The following is a 26356-nucleotide window of genomic DNA, read 5'->3' as shown; positions in this document are numbered from 1 at the left end:
CGCGGGGCGGCCCGGCGGGCAGGCCGCGTGCGGTGGACATCGCGGCACCGATGCGGTGCATGCGGGTTGCCGATCGGCCGGTCTTGGGCGACCGACTTCCGGGTATAATTACGGCCTTCCTTTCGCCCCACGTCGCCACCTCGCGCGACTCATCGACGTCAGTCCAGCCCATGGCTCACTTCTCGTGTTTTCCCGGCGCTTCGGCCCTCTCCGATTTCCGTCAAACCCGTCTGCTCGACACGCTCAGGCAAATCGACGCCAACATCGTCGCGGTGCGCGGGCAGTTCCTGCACTTCGTCAATGCGGCCGAGCCGCTGTCGGCCGACGACAGCGCGCGCATCGACGCGCTGATGCACTACGGCGCGTCGTTCGAGCCGGCGGCCGAGAAGGGCACGACCGAGACCTTCGTCGTGCTGCCGCGTTTCGGCACGGTTTCGCCGTGGGCGAGCAAGGCGACCGACATCGCCCAGCACTGCGGCCTCACGCACGTGCGCCGCATCGAGCGCGGCGTCGAATTCACGGTCACGCTGAAGTCGGGCCTGCTCGGCGGCAAGAAGGCGCTGTCGGACGACGCGCGCGCGGCCGTCGCGGCTGCGCTGCATGACCGGATGACCGAAAGCGTGGTCGCGGCGCGCGACGACGCGCAGCACCTGTTCGACGAACTGCCGGCCAAGCCGCTCTCGACCGTCGACGTGCTGGGTATCGGCCGCGGTGCGCTCGAGCGCGCGAACGTCGAGCTGGGCCTCGCGCTCGCCGACGACGAGATCGACTACCTCGTCGACGCGTTCCGCAAGCTCGAACGCAACCCGACCGACGTCGAACTGATGATGTTCGCGCAGGCGAACAGCGAACACTGCCGCCACAAGATCTTCAATGCGCAGTGGACCATCGACGGCGAAGCGCAGGACATGTCGCTGTTCGCGATGATCCGCAACACCGAGAAGCTGAGCCCGCAGGGCACGATCGTCGCCTATTCGGACAACTCGTCGATCATGGTCGGCGCCGAAGCCGAACGCTGGTTCCCGCGCAACGCAGGCGCGGCCGGCGAGCCGGGCGAGCGCTACGGCCGCCACACCGAGCTCACGCACACGCTGATGAAGGTCGAGACGCACAACCACCCGACGGCGATCTCGCCGTTCCCGGGGGCGGCGACCGGCGCGGGCGGCGAGATCCGCGACGAAGGCGCGACGGGCCGCGGCGCGCGTCCGAAGGCCGGCCTGACGGGCTTCACCGTGTCGAACCTTGACCTGCCGGACGCCCGCCAGCCGTGGGAAAACGCGCGCGACGCCGCGCAGCCCGTCGGCGAGCGCAACCCGAACGACGCGCACGGCCCGTACGGCCGTCCGGATCGCATCGCGTCGCCGCTGCAGATCATGATCGACGGCCCGCTCGGCGGCGCCGCGTTCAACAACGAATTCGGCCGCCCGAACCTCGGCGGCTACTTCCGCGTGTACGAGCAGAACGTCGGCGGGAAGGTGCATGGCTATCACAAGCCGATCATGATCGCGGGCGGCCTCGGCAACATCGCGGATCAGCATACGCACAAGCACGACGTGCCGGCCGGCTCGCTGCTGATCCAGATCGGCGGCCCCGGCATGCGGATCGGGATGGGCGGCGGCGCCGCGAGCTCGATGGCGACCGGCGCGAACACGGCCGAGCTCGACTTCGACTCGGTGCAGCGCGGCAACCCGGAAATCGAACGTCGCGCACAGGAAGTGATCAACGGCTGCTGGCAGCTCGGCGCGGAAAACCCGATCCTGAGCATCCACGACGTCGGCGCGGGCGGCCTGTCGAATGCGTTCCCCGAGATCGTCGACGGCGCGGGCAAGGGCGCGCGCTTCGAGCTGCGCAAGGTCGCGCTCGAGGAATCGGGCCTGTCGCCGCGCGAAATCTGGTCGAACGAAGCGCAGGAGCGCTACGTGCTGGCGATCGCGCCGGCCGACCTGCCGCGTTTCGAGGCGATCTGCGCGCGTGAACGCTGCCCGTTCGCGGTGGTCGGTGTCGCGACCGACGAACGCCAGCTGAAGCTCGTCGACGACGAAGCGACGGGCGCCGACGAATACCCGGTCGACATGCCGATGGAAGTGCTGCTCGGCAAGCCGCCGCGCATGCATCGCGACGTCACGCGCGTGACGACCGAGCGTGCGCCGGTCGACGTGACGGGCATCGCGCTGTCGGAAGTCGCGATCGACGTGCTGAAGCACCCGACGGTCGGCAGCAAGTCGTTCCTGATCACGATCGGCGACCGCTCGGTCGGCGGCACGTCGGTGCGCGACCAGATGGTCGGCCCGTGGCAGGTGCCGGTGGCCGACTGCGCGGTCACCGCACTCGACTACGCGGGGTTCAAGGGCGAGGCGATGACGATGGCCGAACGCACGCCGCTCGCGGTGATCGACGCGCCCGCATCGGGCCGCATGGCGGTCGGCGAGGCGATCACGAACATCGCGAGCGCGCCGATCGCGTCGCTCGACAAGCTGAAGCTGTCGGCGAACTGGATGGCCGCGTGCGGCACGGCCGGCGAGGACGCCGCGCTGTTCGACACGGTCAAGGCGATCGGCATGGAGCTGTGCCCGGCACTCGGGATCGGCATCCCGGTCGGCAAGGACTCGCTGTCGATGAAGACGAAGTGGGACGAGCAGGGCGTCGCGAAGGAAGTGGTGTCGCCGGTGTCGCTGATCATCTCCGCGTTCGCGCCGGTCGAGGACGTGCGCCGTCACCTGACGCCGCAACTGCGCCGCATCGCCGATGCGGGCGACAGCGTGCTGATCGCGATCGATCTCGGCCGCGGCAAGAACCGGATGGGCGGCAGCATCTTCGCGCAGGTCACGCAGCAGGTCGGCGACACGACGCCGGACGTCGACGATGCGGAAGACCTGAAGCGTTTCTTCAACGCGATCCAGTCGCTCAATGCGCAAGACAAGCTGCTCGCGTACCACGATCGCTCGGACGGCGGCCTGTGGGCGACGGTGTGCGAAATGGCGTTCGCGGGCCACGCGGGCGTGTCGCTGAACGTCGACATGCTGACGCTCGACCCGAATCATGAATCCGACTACGGCGACGCGAAGGACTGGGCGAAGCAGACGAGCGGCCGCCGCGAGGATCGCACGCTGCGCGCGCTGTTCTCCGAGGAACTGGGCGCCGTCGTGCAGGTGCGCGCGACCGACCGCGACGCGGTGCTGGGCGCGCTGCGCGAGTTCGGCCTGTCGGCGTGCTCGCACGTGATCGGCTCGGTCAACGATCGCGACGTGATCGAGGTGTACCGCGACGCGAAGAAGATTTTCGACGCACCGCGCGCCGAACTCCATCGTGCGTGGAGCGAAGTGAGCTGGCGCATCGCGCGCCTGCGCGACAACCCCGCGTGCGCGGATGCCGAATACGACGCGCTGCTGGACGTGGCCGACCCGGGCATCTCGCCGGTGCTGAGCTTCGATCCGGCCGACGACATCGCGGCGCCGTTCATCGCGACGGGCGCACGGCCGCGCGTCGCGATCCTGCGCGAGCAGGGCGTGAACTCGCATCTCGAAACGGCCTACGCGTTCGACCGCGCGGGCTTCGATGCGCACGACGTGCACATGAGCGACCTGCTGGCCGGCCGCGCGAATCTTGCCGATTTCGCGGGGGCGGTCGCGTGCGGCGGCTTCTCGTACGGCGACGTGCTGGGCGCGGGCGAAGGCTGGGCGAAGACGATCCGCTTCAACGCGAATCTCGCCGACATGTTCTCGGCGTTCTTCGCGCGTCCCGACACGTTCGCGCTCGGCATCTGCAACGGCTGCCAGATGCTGTCGAGCATCTCGTCGATGATCCCGGGTGCGGAAGCCTGGCCGAAGTTCACGCGCAACAAGTCCGAGCAGTTCGAGGCGCGTTTCTCGTTCGTCGAAGTCGAGAAATCGCCGTCGATCTTCTTCGCGGGGATGGAAGGCTCGCGGATTCCGGTCGCGGTCGCGCACGGCGAAGGTTATGCGGACTTCTCGCAACAGGGCGACATCGATCGCGTCGCGGTCGCGATGCGCTTCGTCGACCACCGCGGCGAAGCAACCGAGCGTTATCCGTTCAACCCGAACGGCTCGCCGGCCGGCATCACGTCGGTCACGACGGCCGACGGCCGCTTCTCGGTGCTGATGCCGCACATGGAGCGCGTGCATCGTACGGTCGCGATGAGCTGGCACCCGGAAAGCTGGGGTGAAGCGAGCCCGTGGATGCGCGTGTTCCGCAACGCGCGCCGCTGGATCGGCTGATCGGGATGATGTTCGATCCGAACGCGCCGGTCGAGGTCGTCACGCTGCGCGACGAGCGCGCGAGCGAGGCCGACGCGATCGGCCGCGTGATCGTCGCCGCGTTCGCGGGCGAGCCGGAAGGCGGGCAGTTCGAACGGCGGATCGTCGACACGTTGCGTGCGGACAGTGCGTTGAGCGTCTCGCTCGTCGCGGAACGCGACGGCCGCCTGATCGGGCACGTCGCGTTCTCGCCGGTGTCGATCGGCGGCGAGGCGCCCGGCAGCCAGGGCTGGTACGGGCTCGCGCCGCTCGCGGTGCTGCCCGACTGCCAGCGGCAGAGCATCGGCACGGGGCTGGTGCGCACGGGGCTCGACGCGTTGCGCCGCCTCGGTGCGCGCGGCTGCGTCCTGCTCGGGGAGCCCGCGTACTACACGCGTTTCGGCTTTGCGCCGTCCGGCGACATCGTGTTCCCGGGCGTACCGCCCGAGTATTTCCTTGCGCTGTCGCTCGACGACTCGGCGCCGCGGCCGTCAGGCGACGTTCGTTATCACGACGTGTTCCATCCCGCGTAAGTCTGCGGCGCGAGCCGATCAGGCATATGGCAAAGGCCGCTCTTCGGAGCGGCCTTTTCTTTGGTGGGAACGCCGCACATCGTGATGCGCTTGTGGCCAGCCTGCGGGCACTGCGGGCAACAAAAAAGCCGCTCCGGGGAGCGGCTTTTCGATGCGCGAGCGGCGAGCGCCTGCGTTACTGGATCTTTGCCTGCTGGCGCAGACCTTCCTCGAACGCCTGCAGCTTCTGCTGCACGAGCTGCTGCGCGATCTGTGCCTTCACCTGATCGAGCGGCGGCGGCGCGATGTCGCGGATGTCGTCGACGCGGATGATGTGCCAGCCGAACTGCGTCTTCACCGGCGTGTCGGTCATCTGGCCTTTCTGCAGCTTCTGTGCGGCCGCCGCGAATTCCGGCACGTACGCCTTCGGGTCGGACCAGTCGAGATCGCCGCCGTTCTTGCCCGAGCCCGGATCCTTCGAGAACTGCTTCGCGAGATCCTCGAACTTCGCGCCGGCCTTGATCTTCGCGATCAGGTCCTTCGCCTGCTGCTCGTCGCTGACGAGGATGTGGTGCAGGTGGTATTCGCGGTTGCCGCCGGCGCCCTTGACGAGGTCGTCGTAGCGCGCCTTCACTTCGGCGTCGGTCGGCTGGTTCTTCTTCAGGAAACTCTCGATCATCGAACGCAGCACGACGGTCTGCTGCGCGACGGCGACCTGCGCCTTCACGTCCGGACGGTTCGGGATGCCTTCACGGATTGCTTCCTGCATCAGGATTTCGCGGTTCACGAGTTCCTGGCGCACGGCCTGCTGCAGCTGCGGGCTGTCGGTCTGGCCTTGCTGCACGAGCTGGGCGACCATCGCGTCCGCGCGCGACTTCGGAATCGGCGTGCCGTTGACGACGGCGATGTTCTGGGCAAATGCCGGTGCCGCTGCGAAAGCAGCCGCCGCGACCCACAGGCGGGGGGATTTCAGGATCATCGGGAATTCCTAATGAGACTAGATTGAAGATTCGTTGAATTCTTCGGGCGTGTAAGCCACGATCGCGAGCGCGTGAATGCCGCGCTGCATCGCATCAGCGAGCGCATCATACACCAGCCGGTGCCGCGCGACGCGCGGCTTGCCCGCGAACGCGGCCGACACGATCGTGACCGTGAAGTGGCCGCCGGCGGCCGCGCCGGCGTGGCCCGCGTGCTGCGCGCTGTCGTCGCGCACAGTGAGCGACAGCGGGGCGAGCGCTGCGGTGAGGCGCGCCTCGATCAGCGCGATGCGTTCGTCGGGCGACGCGTGGAGAAAGGCGTCCGTCATGTCACTCGTCCTTCAGGTATTTCGTGAGCCACAGGCTCTGCAGGATGATGAATACGACCATCGCGCCCGTCGTGCCGAACAGCTTGAAGTTCACCCATTGCGACTCGGTGAAGTTGTGCACCACGTACAGGTTCGCGACGCCGAGCACCGCGAAGAACAGCGCCCACGCGACGTTCAGTTTGTCCCACACGGGGTGCGGCAGCGTGAGCTGCTTGCCCATCATCTTCTCGATCAGGTTGTTGCCGAACGCATAGCGCGCGGCGAGCAGCCCGATCGCAAACAGCCAGTACAGCACAGTCGGTTTCCATTGAATGAATTTCTCGTCGTGCAGGACGAGGGTGGCACCACCGAAAACGACGATCACGCCCAGGCTGACCCACAGCATCGTGTCGACCTTCCGGTGCCGGAAGGCGACCCACGCGACCTGGGCCAGCGTCGCGACGATCGCGACGGCGGTGGCGGTAAAGATGCCCCAGACCTTGAAGGCGGCAAAAAACAGGATGATCGGAAACAGATCGAACAGGAATTTCATGGCGCTCGCAGCTGCGTGAAAGGCCGCTTGCGCGGCCTTTCACCGTTGTAGGGACCCGCCAGGCACCGCCGGAGCGGATCGGGGCGGCGGCGCGGGGTGCCCCGCCGATCCGCCCGGCGCCGCTCATTCGTTTTCGGGTCGGGACTCGAAGTTTAACGCAGCCGAATTGATGCAGTAGCGCAAACCGGTCTTGTCGCGCGGGCCGTCCTCGAAGACGTGGCCGAGATGCGCGCCGCAGTGGTTGCAGCGGACCTCGACGCGCACCATCCCGTGCGAGTAGTCGACCTTCTCGTCGATCACCTCGCCGTTGAGCGGCTTGAAGTAGCTGGGCCAGCCGCAGCCTGAGTGGAACTTGGAGCCGGATTCGAACAATGGCGTGCTGCAGACAACGCACTTGTAGATGCCGGCGTCTTCGGTGTCGGTGTATTCGCCGGTGAACGCACGCTCGGTTGCCGCGTGCTGCGTGACTTCGTACTGCATCGGCGTGAGCCGCCGGCGCAGCTCGGCGTCGTCCTTCTGGTACGGGAAGGTCTTGTCGTCGGAATCGTGGGACATGGGGTTCTCCTGATCGGTCGGTCGATACGCGCGGGTTGCGGGCTTCAGGACGAGCAGCTCACTTCGAGCGACCCGGCCCAGTCGGGCGGCAACGCCGCGTACGCTTCATGCTCCGGTTGTTCGTCGAACGGCCGGCGCAGGATCTGCGCGAGCCGCTCGACTTCCGAAAAATCCTTTTCCTTCGCGCGCCGGATCGCGACTTCGGCCAGATGGTTGCGCAACACGTATTTCGGGTTCGCGCGATTCATCGCGGCCGCGCGTGTCGCGTCGTCGCGCGTTTCCTCGGACAGCCGCGCGCGGTAGAGGTTCGCCCACGCATCGAACGCGTCGCGGTCGATGAACAGGTCGCGCACGGGTGCGTCGCGGCTCGCGTCGTGCTTCGAGACCTGTGCGAGCCGGCGGAACGTCAGCGTGAAATCCGCGTGGCTCGCATGCATCGTCTCGAGCAGCTTGTTCGCGAGGTCGGCATCGTTCTCGCGTTCGAGCTCGAGGCCGAGCTTCGCGCGCATCGCGCGCTCGAGCGCGGGACCGAAACGTTCCGGGAACTTCGCGAGCACGGCCTGCGCGTCGTCCACCGCGCGCTCGGCGCGCGCATCGTCGTCGGCGATGCCGTGCTGCAGCCCGATCAGCGGCAGCAGCGCCTGCGCGAGGCAGTAGCAGTTCCAGTGCGCGATGCGCGGTTGCATCCGGTACGCATAGCGGCCGTTCGTATCCGAGTGGTTGCAGATGTGGTTCGCATCGAACGCATCGACGAAACCGAACGGGCCGTAGTCGATCGTCACGCCGAGGATCGACATGTTGTCGGTGTTCATCACGCCGTGGCAGAAGCCGACGGCCTGCCACTGCGCGACGAGATCCGCCGTGCGCAGCGTCGCCGCTTCGAGCAGCGCGAGGTATGGATCGTCGGCGTGGCGGCAATCCGGATAGAAGCGGTCGATCACGTGATCGGCGAGCTGGCGCAGCAGGTCGGGGCGATCGTTCGAGAAGAAGTGCTCGAAGTGGCCGAAGCGCACGAAGCTCTCCGACACGCGCGTGACGACGGCCGACGTCTCGATTTCCTCGCGCACCACCGGCTGGTCGGAACCGATCACCGTCAGGGCGCGCGTGGTCGGGATGCCGAGGTGATGCATCGCTTCCGAGCACAGGAATTCGCGGATCGACGAGCGCAGCACCGCGCGGCCGTCGCCCATCCGCGAATACGGCGTGCGGCCGCTGCCTTTCAGCTGCAATTCGTAGCGGCGGCCGTCGGTGCCGGTGCGCTCGCCGATCGTCAGCGCGCGGCCGTCGCCGAGCTGGCCCGCCCACACGCCGAACTGGTGGCCGGAATACACCGATGCGTACGGCATCGCGTGCGCGGGCCAGTCGCGCGTCGGGTTGCCGGCGAACAGCTCGGCGAAGCCGGGCTGCGCGGCGAGCGACGGCGGCAGGTCGAGCAGGTGCGCGACTTCGCCGGAAAAGCCGACGACGTACGGCGCGGCAAGCGGCGCGGCCGGCAGCCGCGTATGAAACGCGTCGCCGAGCGCGACGAACGCGCCGGCGGCGGGCGCGCGGAGCGTGGCGGCGAGGTCGGGGAGGGTGTCAGCCGTATCGGCTGCGCTTCGGGAAAACGACATGTTGAGCGCCTCTGGGTAAGCCGATATTGTAAGGCGGCGCCGCGCCGCCCGCATGGCGGCCCGCGCGCCATGCGCGACGCCCGTCCGGGGCCGCTGACGGGCGCGCCGCAGAGGCTGGTCACCGATTCGCATCCTCACGGAGAACAAGACGATGGGTAAGCCGTTGCTGGGCCAGATGATGGACATGCCGTTGCTGGTGTCCTCGCTGATTTCTCATGCCGCGCGACATGCCGGCGACACGGAGATCGTATCGAGGCGCGTGGAAGGCGATCTGCATCGCTACACGTACCGCGATTGCGAACGCCGCGCGAAGCAACTGGCGCAGGCGCTCGCGCGGCTCGGCGTCGAAACCGGCGATCGCGTCGGCACGCTGGCGTGGAACGGCTACCGGCATCTGGAAGCGTATTACGGGATCGGCGGCATGGGGGCCGTGTGCCACACGATCAACCCGCGTCTGTTCCCCGAGCAGATCGCGTACATCGTCAATCACGCGGAAGACCGCTACGTCTTCTTCGACATCAATTTCGCCCCGCTCGTCGATGCGATCGCGCCGCAGTGCCCGCACGTGAAGGGCTGGGTCGCGATGACGGACGCCGCACATCTGCCGTCCGGCACGACGCCGTTCCTGTGCTACGAAACGCTCGTCGAAGCGGAGGACGGCCGCTACGACTGGCCGCGCCTCGACGAGCAGCAGGCGTCGGGGCTCTGCTACACGTCGGGCACGACCGGCAACCCGAAGGGCGTGCTGTATTCGCACCGCTCGACCGTGCTGCACGCGTACGGTGCCGCGTTGCCGGACGCGATGAACCTGTCCGCGATGGACGCGGTGCTGCCCGTCGTGCCGATGTTCCACGTCAACGCGTGGGGGCTGCCGTACGCGGTGCCGCTCACGGGCGGCAAGCTCGTGCTGCCCGGCAAGGATCTCGACGGGAAATCGCTGTACGAGCTGATGGAAGCCGAGCGCGTGACGTTCTCCGCGGGCGTGCCGACCGTGTGGCTCGGCCTGCTCAACTACATGCGCGAGGCCGGTGTGCGCTTCTCGACGCTGAACCGCACGGTGATCGGCGGCTCCGCGTGCCCGCCCGCGATGCTGCGCACCTTCGAGGACGAATACGGCGTGCGCGTGATCCATGCCTGGGGGATGACCGAACTGTCGCCGCTCGGCACGCTCGCGAAGCTCAACTGGGCGCAGTCGCAGCGGCCGCTCGACGCGCAGCGCAAGCTGCTCGAGAAGCAGGGGCGCGTGATCTGCGGCGTCGACATGCGCATCGTCGGCGAGGACGGCCACGAGCTGCCCTGGGACGGCGTCGCGTTCGGCGAGCTGCAGGTGCGCGGCCCGTGGGTGATCGACCACTACTTTCGCGGCGATACGTCGCCGCTGTCGGACGGCTGGTTTCCGACCGGCGACGTCGCGACGATCGACCCCGACGGCTTCCTGCAGATCACCGACCGCAGCAAGGACGTGATCAAGTCGGGCGGCGAGTGGATCAGCTCGATCGACATCGAGAACGTCGCGATCGCGCACCCGGGCGTGGCCGAGGCCGCTTGCATCGCCTGTGCGCACCCGAAATGGACCGAGCGCCCGCTGCTCGTCGTGGTGCCGCGCGAAGGGGCGAACCTGAACCGTGACGCGCTGCTCGCGTTCTACGAAGGCAAAGTCGCGAAATGGTGGATTCCCGACGACGTCGTGTTCGTCGACTCGCTGCCGCACACCGCGACCGGCAAGCTGCAGAAGCTGAAGCTGCGCGAGACATTCCGCGATTACGTGTTGCCGACGGCGGTCGGCGAGTCGTAACGCGAGCCGTAACGTCTGCGCCCGGGCCGCAAGCGGCTCGCGAAACGGTCGCCCGATCCGTCCCCGGATCGGCAGCAAAATTCAAATTGAACGACCGTGCTTTTTCGTTGTATGCTGCCTGCGTTCAACCGGACATGCGGCTGTTCGACCGCGCACAATGAAGCGCAGCCACCCCGGCGCGCGATGCATGGAGGCAGGCAGATGGCAGTGGATTACTCGACTCGCGACGGCGTGGCCGTCCTTACGCTCAACAATCCGCCCGTCAACGGGCTCGGCCTGTCGACCCGTCAGGGCGTCATGGACGCGCTCGATCGCGCCGCGCAGGACCCGTCGGTCACGGCCATCGTGCTGACCGGCGCAGGACGCGCATTCTCGGGCGGCGCCGACATCACCGAATTCAATACGCCGAAGGCGCTCCAGGAGCCGACGCTGCACACCGTGATCCGCGCGGTGGAGGCGAGCGCGAAGCCCGTCGTCGCGGCGCTGCACAGCGTCGTGATGGGCGGCGGCCTCGAGCTCGCGCTCGGCGCGCATTACCGTGTCGCGGCACCCGGCGCGCAGGTCGCGCTGCCCGAGGTGAAGCTCGGCCTGCTGCCGGGCGCGGGCGGCACGCAGCGCCTGCCGCGCGCGGTGGGGCTCGAAACCGCGCTGAACATGATCGTGTCGGGCGCGCCCGTGCCGTCGGAGCAACTCGCGAAGAGCGGGCTGTTCGACGAGATGGCCGACGGCGACCTGCTCGACGCGGCCGTCGCGTTCGCGCGCAAGGCCGGTGCGCAGAAGGGGCCGCATCCGCGCGTGCGCGATCGCAAGATCGTCCACGCGAACGCCGCGGGCTTCATCCAGTTCGCGCGCAACTCGGCCCGGGCCGCCGCACCGAATTTCCCCGCGCCGCACAAGTGCATCGACGCGATCGAGGCCGGCGTGCTGCACGGCTTCGACAAGGGCAGCATCGCCGAGCGCGAGGGTTTCGTCGCGCTGATGATGACGCCGGAAAGCCGCGCGCTGCGGCATGCCTTCTTCGGTGAGCGCGCGGCGAGCAAGATTCCCGACGTGCCGTCCGATACGCCGCTGCGCGAGATTCGCCGTGTCGGCGTGATCGGCGCGGGCACGATGGGCGGCGGCATCGCGATGAACTTCGTGAACGCAGGGCTGCCCGTCACGCTGCTCGAAACGAAACAGGAAGCGCTCGAGCGCGGCGTCGCGACGATCCGCAAGAACTACGACGCGCAGGTGAAGAAGGGCAAGCTCACGCAGGAGAAGCTCGACGCGCGCATGGCGCTGATCACGCCGACGCTGTCCTACGACGACCTGAAGGATGCCGACCTGATCGTCGAGGCCGTGTTCGAGGAACTCGGCGTGAAGGAGCAGGTGTTCAGGAAGCTCGACGAAGTCGCGAAGGCGGGCGCGATCCTCGCGTCGAACACGTCGACGCTCGACGTCGACAAGATCGCGGCATTCACGAAGCGTCCGCAGGACGTCGTCGGCATGCATTTCTTCAGCCCGGCGAACGTGATGAAGCTGCTCGAGGTCGTGCGCGGCGCGCAGACCGCGAAGGACGTGCTTGCCACCGTGATGGCCGTGGCGAAGAAGATCCGCAAGACGGCGGTCGTGTCGGGCGTGTGCGACGGCTTCATCGGCAACCGGATGATCGAGCAGTACATCCGCCAGGCGCTCTTCATGCTCGAGGAAGGCGCGCTGCCCGCGCAGGTCGATCGCGCGATCGAGAAATTCGGTTTCGCGATGGGTCCGTTCCGGATGAGCGACCTCGCCGGCAACGACATCGGCTGGGCGATCCGCAAGCGCCGCTATGTCGAGCAGCCCGGCCTGCAGTACTCGAAGATCGCCGACCGCCTGTGCGAGCAGGGCCGCTTCGGCCAGAAGACGGGCGCCGGCTGGTACGACTACGTGCCGGGCGAGCGCAAGGCAAAGCCGTCGTCGCTCGTCGACGAGATGGTCGTCGCGTATTCGAAGGAGCGCGGCGTCGAGCGGCGCAAGATCGGCGACGACGAGATCGTCGAGCGGCTCGTGTTCGCGCTGGTGAACGAAGGCGCGAAGATCCTCGAGGAGAAGATCGCGTCGAAGGCGTCCGACATCGACATGGTCTACCTGACCGGCTATGGCTTCCCGCTGTGGCGGGGCGGCCCGATGCTGTACGCGGACGTGGTCGGCCTCTACAACGTCGAGCGCGCGATTCGCCGCTACGCGGCCGCGCCGAACGGCGACGCATGGCAGCTCGCGCCGTCGATCGCCGAGCTCGCGAAGGCTGGCCGCGGGTTCAACGGCTGACGCGCCGGATCGCGGCGCGACGAACACCCGGAGAAACGCAATGAGACACACCGACGACGTACTGCTCGTGATCGACGTGCAATACGACTTCATGCCGGGCGGCGCGCTCGCGGTGCCCGACGGCGACGCGGTCGTGCCGGTGATCAACGCGCTGGCGCGGCGCTTCGACCAGGTCGTGCTGACGCAGGACTGGCACCCGCGCGAGCACGTGTCGTTCGCGGCGAACCATCCGGGCCGCGAACCGTTCTCCACGCTCGCGCTGCCGTACGGCGAGCAGGTGCTGTGGCCCGTGCACTGCGTGCAGGACACCGACGGCGCGGCGCTGCATCGCGACCTCGACATCCCGCATGCGCGGCTCGTCATCCGCAAGGGCGGCGACGCGCAGGTCGACAGCTATTCCGCGTTCGTCGAAGCGGATCGCACGACGCGCACGGGGCTCGCGGGCTATCTGCGCGAGCTCGGTGCGAAGCGCGTGTGGTGCTGCGGGCTCGCGACCGACTATTGCGTCGCGTGGTCGGCGCTCGACGCGCGTGCGGCCGGTTTCGACGCCGCGGTGATCAACGATGCGTGCCGCGCGATCGACCTGAACGGGTCGCTCGCCCACGCATGGCAGCAGATGCAGGCAGCGGGCGTCGCGCATGTGACGTCCGCGGGCGCGCGCCCGGCGGCGTAGCGCATTTTCCCCATTCGATGCAGGACATGAAGCAGGACCGAAGGAGACTCGCATGACCGAAGCCGTAATCGTATCGACCGCCCGCACGCCGCTGGCGAAATCCTGGCGCGGTGCTTTCAACATGACGCACGGCGCGACGCTCGGCGGCCACGTGGTCGCGGCCGCACTCGAACGCGCGAAGCTCGACCCCGCGCGCGTCGAGGACGTGATCATGGGGTGCGCGAACCCCGAAGGCGCGACCGGCGCGAACATCGCGCGGCAGATCGCCTTGCGCGCGGGGCTGCCCGTGAGCGTGCCGGGGATGACCGTGAACCGCTTCTGCTCGTCGGGGCTGCAGACCATCGCGCTGGCCGCGCAGCGGATCATCGCGGGCGAAGGCGAGGTGTACGTCGCGGGCGGCGTCGAATCGATCTCGTGCGTGCAGAACGAGATGAACCACCACATGATCCAGGAAGGCTGGCTCGCGCAGCACAAGCCCGAGATCTACTGGAACATGCTGCAGACGGCCGAGAACGTCGCGAAGCGCTACGGCATCTCGAAGGAGCGGCAGGACGAGTACGGCGTGCAGTCGCAACTGCGTGCCGCGGCCGCGCAGGAAGCCGGACGCTTTCGCGACGAGATCGTGCCGATCACGGTGCTCGCGGGCATCGCCGACAAGGCCACGGGCCGTCTGTTCACGAAGGAAGTGACGGTATCGGCCGACGAAGGGATCCGCCCGGACACGACACTCGAAGGCGTGTCGAAGATCCGGTCGGCCGTGCCGGGCGGCGTGATCACCGCCGGCAACGCCAGCCAGTTCTCGGACGGCGCGTCGGCCTGCGTCGTCATGAGCGCCGATGCCGCGCAGCGCGAAGGGCTGCAGCCCCTCGGCGTATTCCGCGGTTTCGCGGTGGCGGGCTGCGAGCCGGACGAGATGGGCATCGGCCCCGTGTTCGCGGTGCCCAAGCTGCTGAAGCAGGCGGGGCTGAAGGTCGACGATATCGGCCTGTGGGAACTGAACGAAGCGTTCGCGGTGCAGGTGCTGTACTGCCGCGACACGCTCGGTATTCCTGAGGATCGCCTGAACGTGAACGGCGGCGCGATCGCGGTCGGCCATCCGTACGGCGTGTCGGGCGCGCGCCTGACGGGCCACGCGCTGATCGAAGGCAAGCGGCGCGGCGTGAAGTACGTGGTCGTCACGATGTGCATCGGCGGCGGGCAGGGCGCGGCCGGCCTGTTCGAAATCCTCTGATCTTTGGCGGGTGGCGGCCGCGGCTTCGCTTCGGCGAGGCAGGCGGCCGCGATGCGAATCGGCGCGACTGAACCGCCATTCGAAACAATCGGGAAGCAAAAGGCGTGCGCCGGGCAATGCCGTTTCCCCTTACTTGTCAAACAATTTGCCCCACCTATACTTGCTCTGACATTTGCCTTTCGGCACGATGGGCCGGATCGTGCGTCGCACGATCCGTGCCGCGAAGGTTCGAACCAACGCAGCAGACCGACCGGGGACCGAATGAGTACGACCTATGCAGCCGGGGAACCGCCGCGCGTCGTCAGCGCGGCCGCGAGGCTCTACGCGAAATGCCTGCTGGTCGGATTCGCGTTGCTGCCCGCCTATCTGATCGCCTATCTGTGGTTCTTCAGCGACCCGCACGCGGTGTTCGAGAACCACGCGTTCCATGAAATCGCGATCGCGGCCGCGACCCTCGAGGGCGGGTTCGTTACCTACGTGACGTGGGTGTGCTACCGGTCGTCCGGCGAACCGCTGCTGCGCTGGCTGACACTCGGCTTTCTCGGCTTCGCGATGATCTACGCGCTGCACGGTGCGTTCACCGGGATGGCGCATCACAATATCTGGCTGTTCCTGCTGTACGGGCCCGCGTCGCGGCTCGTGATGTCGATCCTGCTGCTCACGGGCCTGCTGTCCTATGCCCGTCCGCCCGATCGCTTCGACAAGCGCACGAGCGTGCGCACGTGGCTGCCGTGGATCGTGTTCTTCGTGATCGTCAACGTCGTCGTGGCGTACATCGCGTATTCGCCGGTCGCGGGCGCGCCGGGCACGCGGCTGTCAATGGAAGGCGGCGCGCTCGTGTTCTCGCTGCTGAACGTCGCCGTGCTGCTCGCGCGCCGGATCCGCTCGCCGCTGATGGTGATCTACGGCGTGTCGATCATGGCGTTTGCGCTGTCGTCGCTGGCGTTCATTCTCGGCAAGCCGTGGAATCACATGTGGTGGCTCGCGCACGCGATTTTCGCGGGCGGCTTCTTCCTGCTCAGCTACGGCGTCGTGCAGGCGCTGCAGACGACGCGCTCGTTCTCGGCGATCTACAGCCAGGAGGACCTGATGAGCCGGCTGTCGGAATCGATGGCGCGCACCGAGAGCGCGCTGCAGGAACTGCGGCGCACGAACCAGAAGCTCGAATACATGGCCGCGACCGATCCGATGACGGGCGCGTCGAACCGCCGGCAGTTCATCGCGCAGGTCGAGCGCGAGATGGTGCGGGCCGAGCGCGACGGCACGCCGTTCTGCCTGCTCGCACTCGATCTCGACAATTTCAAGAACATCAACGATGCGTACGGGCACCAGATCGGCGACGAGGTGCTGCGCGGCGTCGTGCGTCAGTGCCTCGACGCGATCCGGCCGGCCGGCGGGCTCGCGCGGGTCGGCGGCGAGGAGTTCATGGCGTTGCTGCCCGAGATGCCGCTCGAAGGCGCGCGGATGACGGCCGAGCGCGTGCGCTCGTCGATCGCGAGCTCGCCGTTCGGGCTCGATTTCAAGCGCGTGCAGGTGACGGTCAGCGTCGGCGTCGCGCAATACGGGGTCGACGGCAGCACGGTCGACGCGTTGCTGCGCGTGGTCGACGAACGGTTGTACCAGGCGAAGCGGGAAGGGCGAAACCGCGTCGTGTCGCGGTGACGCGGGGTGGCGCGGCACGCGGGACGTTCGGCAGCGCGGCCGTGCCGAAGGCGTGTCGATCGTTTCGGTTTCTGCCCAAGCCCCGGGCGAGGTAACGTACCCGGGGCTTCAGCATGCCCGGTCAGCATGCGACGGGCGATACGCAGCTAGCGCGATGCCAGGGCCGCGGCGTTTTCCGGCTGCGCATCCTGCATCTGCCGCGACGCCTGCCACCAGTACTTGCCCGCGCGCTGCTGCGGATCGCGGATCGCGAGATACGTCGTACTCCAGAGCTGTGCCGCGTTGGCTTCGGTCGCATCGGCGCTGCGCGTGCCGAACGCGTCGGTCTGGTACTTGCCGTTCACGTAGGACCACGTCCACATCTCCGACGTCCGCATGTCGCGCCCGTTCGAGATCACCTGCCAGATCGTCTGCCGCGCCTGCGCGAGCAGCGTGCGGGTCGCGGCCGACAGGTCCTGGCGCGCGAGCTGGCGATCGAGCCCGGCCACCCACATCGCCTGCTGCCACGACCAGATCACCGTGCCGTGATACGCGGAACTCGTGAATTTCGGCCACAGTGCCTGGCTCGCATACGCAGGGTTCGCGATCAGCATGCCGGCATCGGTCACGAGCCCGGTCGGGAACGGCCGCGTGACGTCGGCGACGATCCGCTGGAGCTGGTCGTCCGGCGGTGTGCCGAACAGCAACGCGAAGCCGCCATCGGAGTTCATCACCGGAATCGGGTTGCCCTGCTGATCGAGCGACAGCGCGTAGAAGGCCAGCGGTGCGCCAGGCGCGGCACCGGCCGGCACGCCGGCGGACGGCGCATAGGCCGACACGTCGGCGGTCGCCTGCGCGGCCGGCACGCTGACCTGGAACAGTGGCGGCGCCTGCGTTTCCCATGTGGCCGCCTGGTTAGCCGTGTTAGCGAGCGTCGCGCGCTGTCCGGCATCCAGGTACGGATCGAGCAGGCCGCGCGTGAGGAACGCGTTCGCCGCGCGCAACGCGGCCGGCACGAGCACCGCGTTCACGTCATACGGGTAGACGCCGCCGCCGAGCCCGTCGGTGCTGTCGCGCCAGTTGCCGACGATCTCGCCGGGCCGCAGGTGGATCAGGTTCGCGACCGACGGCTGCTGCGCGAACGGCTGCGCGGTGGTCGCGACGTGCAGCAGGTTGACGACCAGGCGGGCGCCGTTGGTCTGCCCGTCGCTGCCGCGCTGCGCGAGATACGCAGCCGCACGCGCCTGGCCGCGCGTATCGTCGATCAGCCACGCGGCCGCGATCGGCGCGAGCAGGTAGTCGCTGTCGATCATCTTGTAGTCGTAGGTCGGCGTCGGATCGTTCGGTTTCCCGTTCTTCTGGTTGTCGACGAGTGCGAACTCGCCGATGCCTTCCTCGTGCGCGACCTTGCCGTCGGCCGACAGCCGGCTCAGCACCGACGACAGGCCGGCCTCGATCGCCGCGGGTTCGAGCACGGGCATCAGCATGCGAACCGAGATCAGCGTGTCGCGGCCGAAGTAGGTGTCGTACTGCCACGAGCCCGCCAGCAGCTTGTCGTGGAAGCTCAGGAATTCGAGCACGTTCTGGCTCACGGGGTCGGGGTTCACCGACGGCGCGAGCAGGTCGGCGCGCGTGATCGGCGACAACGGCGTCTCGCCCGACAGCGCATCGACATGCAGCCGCAGCGTGTGCGAGCCCGCCGGTGCGCTCAGGACGAGCTTGCCGCCCGCAGCCGGCACGATGCTGCCGCCGTCGCGCAACGTGATGCGCAGCGAATAGCCGGGCGCGCCGTCGATCCGGTCGCGTTGCCATTGCGCGGCGCTGCCCTGGACCGTCGGCGCGGCGAGAATCTGTTGCGGAATCGTTGCGCCGCCGTTGAAGTCGCGCAGGAAGCGCACGTTGCTGAGCACGCCCTGGCGGATCGTCAGCGTGCCGGTGTCCACCGACACGTCGGCGCCGATGCCGTACAGCGGGCGGCCGTGCGCGTCGGGTGCCGACAGCGCGGACGGCGGCGTGTCGAGGCTCCAGTTCACCGGCTGCGCGGTGTCGTCGAACCACAGCCCCGTGCCGCTGTTGCCGGCGGGGAAGACCACGAGCAGGCGCGGTTTCGTCGACGAGCGCACCAGCAGGTGCGCGGCGACCTTGTCCTGCCGGTAGAACGCGTTGATCTGGCCGCCGGCGTCCATACGGAACGACAGCGCGGCGTTGTTCGACGGCGGGCTGTTCGATTCGACGTTGTCGTCGTTGCAGGCCGCGAGCAGGCCGGCGCAGATTATTCCGAGGCACAGCGACTTTACAGGGCGATGCATGTTGATGTCCCTCCTGATGACTGGCGATTTTTTATCGAGATGGTCGAATGAACGGATCTGTTGTCCGTTTGGTACCGTGTCGCGGGCATTCAAGTGAATGCCGGGTGTTAATCAGGATGTGATGCTGTTGCGGTGAGTGAATCGAGCAGGAAATCGGCAAACAGGCGATAAATGCCGAAAGCTGAAACGGCAAGGGACGCCGCCCCGACGTGAAGCGAGAAAAGGCAAGGCGGACGGCGTTCGTACAGGTGCGTGCCGGCTTGTGTGCGGCGGGAGAAAATCAATCGTAAGCCGCTGTAGGGGATTCTAAATTTTCGGAAGAATCGAAGTCAATCACGTTTTCCTGATTTCAGGCAGTTTTGCGAAAAGGCGATCGTAACTATTACTCATTGAGTCGGTAAATTATGCGATTTAATGAAGGCGGGTATTGGAATCCGGATATTCGCTGAATAAATAATCGGCAATGACGTTTCATTTTGCCGATTGCTGCCGTGCCGGAATTGAATCGTCGAGTTTGCGCGGGCGATTGCCGAGGCATGCAGGCCTACGCCGAAGCGGCGCGCGCGAAGCCGGGCAAGCCGCGTTCCCGCGATTCAATGGAAGGCTGCGCGATCGTTCCATCGGAGCCTTCAAGTTTGGTAGGCTTGGCGATCGCCGCCGCTTGCGCGGATCGCGCCGTCGGTGAGCGACACGGTGAAAATGCGCGTATCGTCGCCGGAAAGGCCGGACGACAGCCGATTCGATACGCGTTTTTTCCCCGTTGCCGCGACCGTGTGCAAGCGAAGCGGGCAGACGACTGGTCGGGCATCATCCGGCCGGCCACGAAGCGGGCCGAGCCCGCTTCGTGAACATCAACGAACAGGAGCAACCGAAGTGATCCGACATATCGTCATGTGGAAGTTGAAAGAATCGGCCGAAGGCGCGACGCGCGCGCAGAACGCGCTGAAGCTGAAGGAAAAGCTCGAAGGCTGCCGCGACCTCGTGCCGGGCACGCTGCAGATCGACGTCGGCGTGGCAACGCCCGGCCTCGACGCGACCGCCGACATCGTGCTCGTGTCCGATTTCGCGGACAAGGCCGCGCTCGATGCCTACCAGGTGCACCCGGTTCACCAGGAAGTGAAGAAATTCGTCGTCGCGGTGGCCGAGTCGCGCGAATGCGTCGACTACATCGTCGACACCGCACGATGAGCGACGCGGCAACCCCGACGGACGGCCCGTCGATTGAAAGCCCGTTCGTCGACCTGCTCGGCGTGCAGCTCGTGTCCGCGAAGGACGGGGCGAGCGAGCTCGTGCTGCCGCTCGAAGAGCGGCACATGAACACGTGGAGCATCGCGCACGGCGGCGTGACGATGACGCTCGCGGACATCGCTCTCGCGATGGCCGCGCGCAGCCTGACCGACGACGGCGTCGGCGTCGTGACGGTCGAGATGAAGGTGAACTTCATGCAGCCGGGGCGCGGCGAGTTGCGCGCTTACGGGCGCGTGATGCATCGTTCGACGACGATGGCCTACTGCGAAGGCGAAGTGCGCGACAGCGACGGCAATTTCGTCGCGAAGGCGCTCGGCACGTTCAAGTACATGCGGCGGCTCGCGGTGGGCCGCGACATCAAGCGGCAACGCTCGCGCACGGCGCCGGACGCCCAGCCCGGCCCGAGCGACGCGTAAGCGCCGGGACGCACGGCCCTGCCGCTTTGCCGGCAGGGCCGTTTTGTTTTTCACGGCGCAGGTGTGCCGTCGAACGCGTTCACGGCAGGCCGAGAGAGGGCCGGGATTGCGCACCGCGCCTGCGCGACGAGGGCGTGGCATCATGTGACGCTTGTCCGTTCACGGCGTCGCACCGGCGCCGTCCTTATCGATGCCGCTGAATCCGAAAATCGCCCAGGTGCTCGACATGATCGAGCGCGCGAAACGTCCGTCCTACCATCACCAGACGCCGCAGCAGGCGCGCGCCGCGTACGAGAAGAGCGCGCCGATCCTCGACGTCGCACCGGCGCCGATGCATTCGGTCGAGGAGTGCGTGGTCCCGACACGCGATGGCCGCACGATCGGCGCGCGGCTGTACCTGCCGGTCGCGCCGAGCCTCGCGGAGCCGCTGCCTGCGCTCGTGTACTACCACGGCGGCGGTTTCACGGTCGGCAGCGTCGATACGCACGACGCGTTGTGCCGGATGTTCGCGCACGACGCGCAGTGTGCGGTGCTGTCGGTCGGCTACCGGCTCGCGCCGGAGCACCGGTTCCCGACCGCGGTGAATGATGCCGACGACGCGTTGCAATGGCTGCATCGCGAGGCCGCCACGTTCGGCATCGATGCCGAACGGCTGGCCGTCGGCGGCGACAGCGCGGGCGGCACGCTCGCGACCGTCTGCGCGGTGCTCGCACGCGATGCGGGCATTCGCCTCGCGCTGCAGATGCTGATCTATCCGGGCGTGACGGGCTACCAGGACACCGGATCGCACGCACGGCTCGCGAACGGCTACTTGCTGACGCAGGACACGATCCAGTGGTTCTTCACGCAATACGTGCGCGATCGGGCGGACCGCGACGACTGGCGTTTCGCGCCGCTCGACGGCACGCGCGATGCGCCGTCGTTCGCGGGCGTCGCGCCGGCGTGGATCGCGACGGCCGAATACGATCCGCTGAGCGATGAGGGGGCCGCGTATGCGGAGAAGTTGCGTGCGGCGGGCAATGCGGTCACGCTGGTCTGCTATCCGGGGATGATCCACGAATTCTTCAAGATGGGCGGCTACATCCCCGAGGTGCGGGCCGCGCATGCCGACGCGGTCGCGGCACTGAAGGCCGCATTCGACGACGTTTGACGGCATTTGACGGCGCGCGCGCCGCGTGGAGAGCTGCGATGACGGACGGCGTGGTGGAAACGGGCGACTGGACGGTGCTGGGCGGCGACGCCGCGCGGATCCGCGACGCGGTGTTCGTGCGCGAGCAGCAGATTCCGCCGGAATGGGAGCTCGACGACGACGATCCGCTGTCGCTCCACGCGGTGGCGTACCGGGTCGATGCGGCGACCGGCGTACGCCGCGCGGTCGCGACGGGGCGGCTGCTGCCGTCGGGCACGATCGGCCGCGTCGCGGTGCTGGCCGATGCACGCGGCCAGGGCGTCGGGTCGGCCGTATTGGACGCGCTGCTGGACGCGGCGCGGCGCCGCGGCGAAATCGTCGTGCGGCTCTATGCGCAGGATTCGGCCGTGTCGTTCTACTTGCGGCACGGCTTCACGGCGGTCGGTGAACCGTTCGTCGAAGCCGGCGTGCCGCACGTCGAGATGGCGCGGGCGCCGTAGCACGGCGCCCGCACGCGTGCTCAGCGCGGCGGGGTCGCGTCGAGGTCGAACGTGAACGCGCGCTCGAACGAACCCGGCCGCACGGTACGGTGCGAACCGTCGTCGTCGCAGCGCTCCTTGATCTCGACCGTGAGCCGCACGCCTTCCTTCATCGTGACGCGCAGCGCGGTCGTGCCGCGCGTGCCGTATTCGGGCGTCTCGATGAACGCGGCCGACAGCGCGCGCTCGCGCTCGATCGGAATGCCCGTGTGCGGCAGCGCGTCGTCGGCCGCGACATGCGGGTCGCGCATCAACGCGATCAGGTCGTCGAGCGACGGGGTCGGATTGTCGGTGAGCAGCGTGCCGAGCTCCGCGCGTTTGCGCACCACTTTCGGCCAGGGCGTATCGAGCCGCGCATTCGACAGCGCATGCACGCCGGGCGCGATCGCGACGGGGGCGGCGACACCGCTTTCGCCTTCGGGCGCACGATTGCAGAACCACGCGAGTTCGCGCCGCCTCCAGTCGCCGACGAGCAGGTTGAAGCCGTTGTAGACGGCCGCATGCTCGGCCAGCCGCCCGAGATAGTCGAGCGGCGCAACGGACGGGCCGCCGAGGAAATCGGACACGAGCTTGCCGCGGGTCGGCGCGCCGGCGCGGATGTCGAACGGCGCGCGGTAGTTCGTCAGCGCGGCGAACCGGCCGTCGCGCGAGACGCCGAGCCACGTGCCGCCCGCTTCGAGATCGCGGCCGGCCAGTACGCCCGGGACATCTTCCCACCACGAAACCGGCGCGCTCGTCCGGCGAAAGAACTCGTCGCGGTTGGCGGTGAGGGTAAAGACGGGACCGGCGGCGGCATCGGGCTGCCAGTCGAAGGCAATCAGACACATCGGGCGAATCTCTCGCAGGAAACATCGGGCGCCGGCTGCGACTCGCGAGCCGGCGCACGAACGGGTTGTCAGTGCGTCACGCTTCCGTCGGCCATGCGTACGGCAGCGCGTCGAACGCGAGCACCGGGCCGTCGGCCGAACCGAGGTGCACCGTGCCGTTGTCGAGCGCGGCGAGCTTGATCTCGACGAGCGCGTCGACGCCGCCCGCGGGCGCGGCCGCCGCGTTGACGATCATCCCGCACGGCTGGCCGGGATCGTCGCTGTGGAACAGCTCGACGCCGGCATGCACGGTATCGGTCTCGCCGGCGACGTGCGCGAGCGCCGTGCGGCGCTTGATCGTGCCGCGGTACTGGCTGCGTGCGACGATTTCCTGGCCCGGGTAGCATCCCTTGCGAAAGTTAACGGCGCCGATCACGTCGAAGTTGACCATCTGCGGCACGAACTGTTCGACGGCAGGCTGTGTGATGCGCGGTTCGCCCGCGCGGACGTCGAGCCAGTCCCATACGGCCGGCGACACGACCGGCAGCGTACCGCCGAGCGCGGCGACGCGCGCGTCGACTTCCGCGCGCGGGCCGATCCACAGATAGCGCTTGCGGCCGGCTGCATCGGGCACGCGGATCAGCGTGCCGGCCGGGCCGTCGACCTTCACGTGCACGCCGTCCGGCAGCGCGTCGAAGATGCCCGACAGCACGTCGCGCACGTCGCCCGCGAAGCCGACCACCGCGAGCGTGTCGCTCGCGTCCGTCAGTTTCGCCTTCGCGCGCAGCACGAACATCGACAGCCGCTTCTGCACGGCGGGCTGCACGTCCTTCGACACCAGCAGGCGCACGCCGTGGCCGGCGCGCCACGCGAGGAACGACCCGAGGAGGCGCCCCTTCGGCGAGCAATAGCCGGACAGCCGCGCGCTCGCGGCGTCGAGATGCTCGATGTCGTTGGTGAGCTGGCTGTGCAGGAACGTCGCGGCGTCGTCGCCGGCCACGTCGATCACGCCGAACTGCGGCAACGGCATGCAGGCGCCCGGCGCGTCGAAATCGGCGGCGGACGGGCGGGGAAAAACGGGGAGCGAGGCAGATGCGGCCTGGGCAGCCGGTGAAGCGAACGGTGTGCTCATGGAATGAGGGAACAGTCAACCCTGACTTTGACGAAGGCGAGCAAGTATTATATGGGTCTTACCTGAGTCACGTTTCCATGTCCCTACTGAAGAAATGCGCCGCGACGATCGTGGCGCTGGCCGTCGTTGTGGCCGCTGCCGGCGCGGGCGGCGGGTATTACTGGGCGACCCGGCCACTGCTGCTGGGTTCCGCATCGCTCGACGTCACGATCAAGCCGCGCAGCAGCGTGAAGAGCGTCGCGCTGCAGCTCAGGCGCGGCGGCGTGCCGGTCGAGCCGCTCGGCTTCGTCGCGATGACGCGCGTGCTCGGGCTGTCGAGCCGGCTCAAGTCCGGCAATTACGAATTCAAGACCGGCATCACGCCGTACGAGGTACTCCAGAAGATCGCGCGCGGCGACGTGAACGAATACGTCGCGACGGTCATCGAAGGCTGGACCTTCAAGCGGATGCGCGCGGAACTCGATGCGAACCCCGATCTTGCCCACTCGACGGCCGGCATGAGCGACGCCGAGCTGCTGCGCGCGATCGGCGCGCCGGACAACGCGGTGCAACGCGGCAGCGGCGAGGGGCTGTTCTTCCCCGATACCTACCTGTTCGACAAGGGCACGAGCGACCTGAACATCTATCGGCGCGCATACCATCTGATGCAGACGCGTCTCGACGAGGCCTGGGCCGCGCGCGTGCCGGGCCTGCCGTACAAGACGCCTTACGAAGTGCTGACGATTGCGTCGATCGTCGAGAAGGAAACGGGCCATGCGGCCGATCGCGCGTTCGTCGCGGCCGTGTTCGCGAACCGGCTGCGCATCGGCATGCCGCTGCAGACCGATCCGTCGGTGATCTACGGGCTCGGCGACGCGTACGACGGCCGCCTGCGCAAGCGCGACCTGCAGGCCGACACTCCTTACAATACCTACACCCGACGCGGGCTGCCGCCGACGCCGATCGCGTTGCCGGGCGTCGCCGCGCTGCAGGCAGCGATCAATCCGGCCCAGACGAGCGCGCTCTATTTCGTCGCGAAAGGCGATGGCACGAGCGTGTTCTCGGACACGCTCGGCGACCACAACAAGGCCGTGGACAAGTACATACGAGGTCAATAATGGCGAGCGGTAAATTCATCACGTTCGAAGGCATCGACGGGGCGGGGAAGACCACCCACCTGCAATGGTTCTGCGAACGCCTCCAGGGCAAGCTGGCCGCGGCCGGCCGGCAAGTCGTCGTCACCCGCGAGCCGGGCGGCACGCAGCTCGGCGAGAAACTGCGCGAGATCCTGCTGAACCAGCCGATGGATCTCGAGACGGAAGCGCTGCTGATGTTCGCCGCGCGTCGCGAGCATCTCGCGCTCGTGATCGAGCCGGCGCTCGCGCGCGGCGACTGGGTCGTGTCCGATCGCTTCACCGATGCGACGTTCGCGTACCAGGGCGGCGGCCGCGGGCTGCCGCGCGACAAGCTCGAGACGCTCGAGCGCTGGGTGCAGGGCGGCTTCCAGCCCGACCTGACGGTGCTGTTCGACGTCGCGCCGCAGGTCGCGAGCGAGCGGCGCGGCGCCGCGCGCATGCCCGACAAGTTCGAAAGCGAATCCGACGCGTTCTTCGCGCGCACGCGCGGCGAATACCTGCGGCGTGCGGAAGAGGCGCCGCACCGTTTCGCGATCGTCGACGCGACGCGGACGATTCCCGAGATTCGCCAGCAGCTCGAGCGCGTGCTCGCCGCGCTGTAATTCGCAAGGAACGCACCACATGATCTATCCGTGGCAGACCGACGACTGGAACCGCCTGCAGCAACTGCGTGCGCAATGGCCGCACGCGCTGCTGCTGCATGGCCAGGCCGGGATCGGCAAGCTGCAGTTCGCGCAGCATCTCGCGCAGGGCTTCCTGTGCGAATCGCCGCAGCCGAACGGCGAGCCGTGCGGCGCCTGCGCGGCCTGCACGTGGTTCTCGCAGGGCAACCATCCGGACTACCGGATCGTGCTGCCCGAGGCGCTGGCGGGCGAGGCGCCGGGCGCCGCGGACGACCCGAAAGCGGCCGACGCGGACGAAGGCGGCAAGAAGACCCGTGCGCCGAGCAAGGAAATCAAGATCGAGCAGGTGCGCGCGCTGCTCGATTTCTGCGGGGTCGGTTCGCACCGCGGCGGCGCGCGCGTCGTCGTGCTGTATCCGGCCGAGGCGCTCAACGTCGCCGCGTCGAACGCGCTGCTGAAAACGCTGGAGGAGCCGCCGTCCGGCGTCGTGTTCCTGCTCGTGTCGGCGCGTATCGACCGCCTGCTGCCGACGATCATCAGCCGCTGCCGGCAGTGGCCGATGACCGTGCCGGCGCCCGACGCGGCCGCGGCCTGGCTCGCGGCGCAGGGCGTCGAGCATGCGGACGCGCTGCTCGCCGAGGC

General features: G+C 68.0%; 23 protein-coding genes. 15 read left to right on the top strand and 8 right to left on the bottom strand.

Annotated features, from left to right (window positions below; genetic code table 11):
• The first annotated feature begins 170 nt into the window (after positions 1–170).
• Both purL and DPV74_RS22725 read left to right on the top strand, forming a co-directional pair.
• The gene (gene purL / locus DPV74_RS22730) at positions 171–4235 is read left to right on the top strand and encodes a phosphoribosylformylglycinamidine synthase (protein ID WP_119338000.1); all 4065 of its coding nucleotides are present in this window, start codon (positions 171–173) and stop codon (positions 4233–4235) included.
• Positions 4236–4240: 5 nt separating this feature from the next.
• On the top strand, positions 4241–4786 hold the full coding sequence (locus DPV74_RS22725) for a GNAT family N-acetyltransferase (protein WP_119338001.1): 546 nt from the start codon (positions 4241–4243) through the stop codon (positions 4784–4786).
• Positions 4787–4961: 175 nt separating this feature from the next.
• On the opposite strand, the gene DPV74_RS22720 is transcribed toward DPV74_RS22725, so the two are convergent.
• From DPV74_RS22720 to DPV74_RS22700, 5 genes are all read right to left on the bottom strand, one after another.
• Positions 4962–5744 carry a peptidylprolyl isomerase gene (locus DPV74_RS22720; protein ID WP_027787166.1) on the bottom strand — a complete coding sequence of 261 codons (783 nt, stop codon included), beginning with the start codon at positions 5742–5744 and terminating at the stop codon, positions 4962–4964.
• A gap of 18 nt (positions 5745–5762) precedes the next feature.
• Positions 5763–6071: a BolA family transcriptional regulator gene (locus DPV74_RS22715; protein ID WP_027787167.1), complete on the bottom strand. Its 309-nt coding sequence runs from the start codon at positions 6069–6071 to the stop codon at positions 5763–5765.
• Position 6072: 1 nt separating this feature from the next.
• Entirely contained in the window at positions 6073–6603 is a 531-nt protein-coding gene (locus tag DPV74_RS22710; protein ID WP_011352350.1) for a septation protein A, read from the bottom strand.
• A 123-nt stretch (positions 6604–6726) separates the two neighbouring features.
• A complete protein-coding gene (msrB, locus tag DPV74_RS22705; protein ID WP_021163396.1) occupies positions 6727–7158 on the bottom strand; it encodes a peptide-methionine (R)-S-oxide reductase MsrB in 432 nt (143 codons plus the stop codon).
• 44 nt (positions 7159–7202) lie between these two features.
• Complete coding sequence (locus tag DPV74_RS22700) at positions 7203–8771, bottom strand: YdiU family protein (protein ID WP_119337999.1); 1569 nt, start codon at positions 8769–8771, stop codon at positions 7203–7205.
• 151 nt (positions 8772–8922) lie between these two features.
• Here DPV74_RS22700 and DPV74_RS22695 point away from each other — a divergent pair, with 151 nt between their 5' ends.
• The 5 genes from DPV74_RS22695 to DPV74_RS22675 all read left to right on the top strand — a co-directional run bounded on the left by DPV74_RS22695 (position 8923) and on the right by DPV74_RS22675 (position 16418).
• Positions 8923–10566 carry a 3-(methylthio)propionyl-CoA ligase gene (locus tag DPV74_RS22695; RefSeq protein ID WP_119337998.1) on the top strand — a complete coding sequence of 548 codons (1644 nt, stop codon included), beginning with the start codon at positions 8923–8925 and terminating at the stop codon, positions 10564–10566.
• 201 nt (positions 10567–10767) lie between these two features.
• Positions 10768–12852 carry a 3-hydroxyacyl-CoA dehydrogenase NAD-binding domain-containing protein gene (locus DPV74_RS22690; protein WP_027787170.1) on the top strand — a complete coding sequence of 695 codons (2085 nt, stop codon included), beginning with the start codon at positions 10768–10770 and terminating at the stop codon, positions 12850–12852.
• 40 nt (positions 12853–12892) lie between these two features.
• Positions 12893–13525: a bifunctional nicotinamidase/pyrazinamidase gene (gene pncA, locus DPV74_RS22685; RefSeq protein WP_027787171.1), complete on the top strand. Its 633-nt coding sequence runs from the start codon at positions 12893–12895 to the stop codon at positions 13523–13525.
• A 52-nt stretch (positions 13526–13577) separates the two neighbouring features.
• The gene (locus DPV74_RS22680; RefSeq protein ID WP_027787172.1) at positions 13578–14756 is read left to right on the top strand and encodes an acetyl-CoA C-acyltransferase; all 1179 of its coding nucleotides are present in this window, start codon (positions 13578–13580) and stop codon (positions 14754–14756) included.
• Positions 14757–15017: 261 nt separating this feature from the next.
• Positions 15018–16418 (top strand): GGDEF domain-containing protein, encoded by a 1401-nt coding sequence (locus DPV74_RS22675; RefSeq protein WP_027787173.1) that lies wholly within the window; start codon positions 15018–15020, stop codon positions 16416–16418.
• A 146-nt stretch (positions 16419–16564) separates the two neighbouring features.
• Here DPV74_RS22675 and DPV74_RS22670 read toward each other — a convergent pair whose 3' ends face one another.
• Positions 16565–18706 carry a hypothetical protein gene (locus tag DPV74_RS22670; protein ID WP_119337997.1) on the bottom strand — a complete coding sequence of 714 codons (2142 nt, stop codon included), beginning with the start codon at positions 18704–18706 and terminating at the stop codon, positions 16565–16567.
• A gap of 536 nt (positions 18707–19242) precedes the next feature.
• Here DPV74_RS22670 and DPV74_RS22665 point away from each other — a divergent pair.
• The 5 genes from DPV74_RS22665 (at position 19243) to DPV74_RS22645 (ending at position 21999) form a co-directional block, all read left to right on the top strand.
• Complete coding sequence (locus DPV74_RS22665) at positions 19243–19554, top strand: hypothetical protein (RefSeq protein ID WP_155687563.1); 312 nt, start codon at positions 19243–19245, stop codon at positions 19552–19554.
• A gap of 25 nt (positions 19555–19579) precedes the next feature.
• Positions 19580–19894, top strand: coding sequence for a Dabb family protein (locus DPV74_RS22660; protein ID WP_119337996.1), 315 nt, complete (start codon positions 19580–19582; stop codon positions 19892–19894).
• Positions 19891–20370: a PaaI family thioesterase gene (locus tag DPV74_RS22655; protein WP_011352338.1), complete on the top strand. Its 480-nt coding sequence runs from the start codon at positions 19891–19893 to the stop codon at positions 20368–20370. Before DPV74_RS22660 ends, DPV74_RS22655 begins: the two co-directional genes overlap by 4 nt.
• Before the next feature lie 190 nt (positions 20371–20560).
• Positions 20561–21520 (top strand): alpha/beta hydrolase, encoded by a 960-nt coding sequence (locus tag DPV74_RS22650; RefSeq protein ID WP_021162652.1) that lies wholly within the window; start codon positions 20561–20563, stop codon positions 21518–21520.
• A 38-nt stretch (positions 21521–21558) separates the two neighbouring features.
• Positions 21559–21999: a GNAT family N-acetyltransferase gene (locus DPV74_RS22645; RefSeq protein ID WP_060084279.1), complete on the top strand. Its 441-nt coding sequence runs from the start codon at positions 21559–21561 to the stop codon at positions 21997–21999.
• Positions 22000–22019: 20 nt separating this feature from the next.
• On the opposite strand, the gene DPV74_RS22640 is transcribed toward DPV74_RS22645, so the two are convergent.
• Both DPV74_RS22640 and DPV74_RS22635 read right to left on the bottom strand, forming a co-directional pair.
• Positions 22020–22865, bottom strand: a complete 846-nt coding sequence (locus DPV74_RS22640; RefSeq protein ID WP_060084278.1) for an NRDE family protein — start codon at positions 22863–22865, stop codon at positions 22020–22022.
• A gap of 76 nt (positions 22866–22941) precedes the next feature.
• On the bottom strand, positions 22942–23976 hold the full coding sequence (locus DPV74_RS22635; protein ID WP_060194350.1) for a folate-binding protein YgfZ: 1035 nt from the start codon (positions 23974–23976) through the stop codon (positions 22942–22944).
• A gap of 77 nt (positions 23977–24053) precedes the next feature.
• On the opposite strand from DPV74_RS22635, the gene mltG reads away from it, so the two are divergent.
• The 3 genes from mltG to holB form a co-directional block, all read left to right on the top strand.
• Positions 24054–25073, top strand: a complete 1020-nt coding sequence (gene mltG, locus DPV74_RS22630; protein WP_119337995.1) for an endolytic transglycosylase MltG — start codon at positions 24054–24056, stop codon at positions 25071–25073.
• The gene (gene tmk, locus DPV74_RS22625; RefSeq protein WP_027787179.1) at positions 25073–25693 is read left to right on the top strand and encodes a dTMP kinase; all 621 of its coding nucleotides are present in this window, start codon (positions 25073–25075) and stop codon (positions 25691–25693) included. Before mltG ends, tmk begins: the two co-directional genes overlap by 1 nt.
• A gap of 19 nt (positions 25694–25712) precedes the next feature.
• A partial coding sequence (gene holB / locus DPV74_RS22620; protein ID WP_119337994.1) for a DNA polymerase III subunit delta' occupies positions 25713–26356 on the top strand: 644 nt, incomplete at its 3' end.

Origin of the sequence: Burkholderia sp. HAN2018 (assembly GCF_024704855.1) — a bacterium.
GTDB lineage: Bacteria > Pseudomonadota > Gammaproteobacteria > Burkholderiales > Burkholderiaceae > Burkholderia > Burkholderia cepacia.
This window is presented reverse-complemented; position numbering and strand designations above follow the sequence as displayed.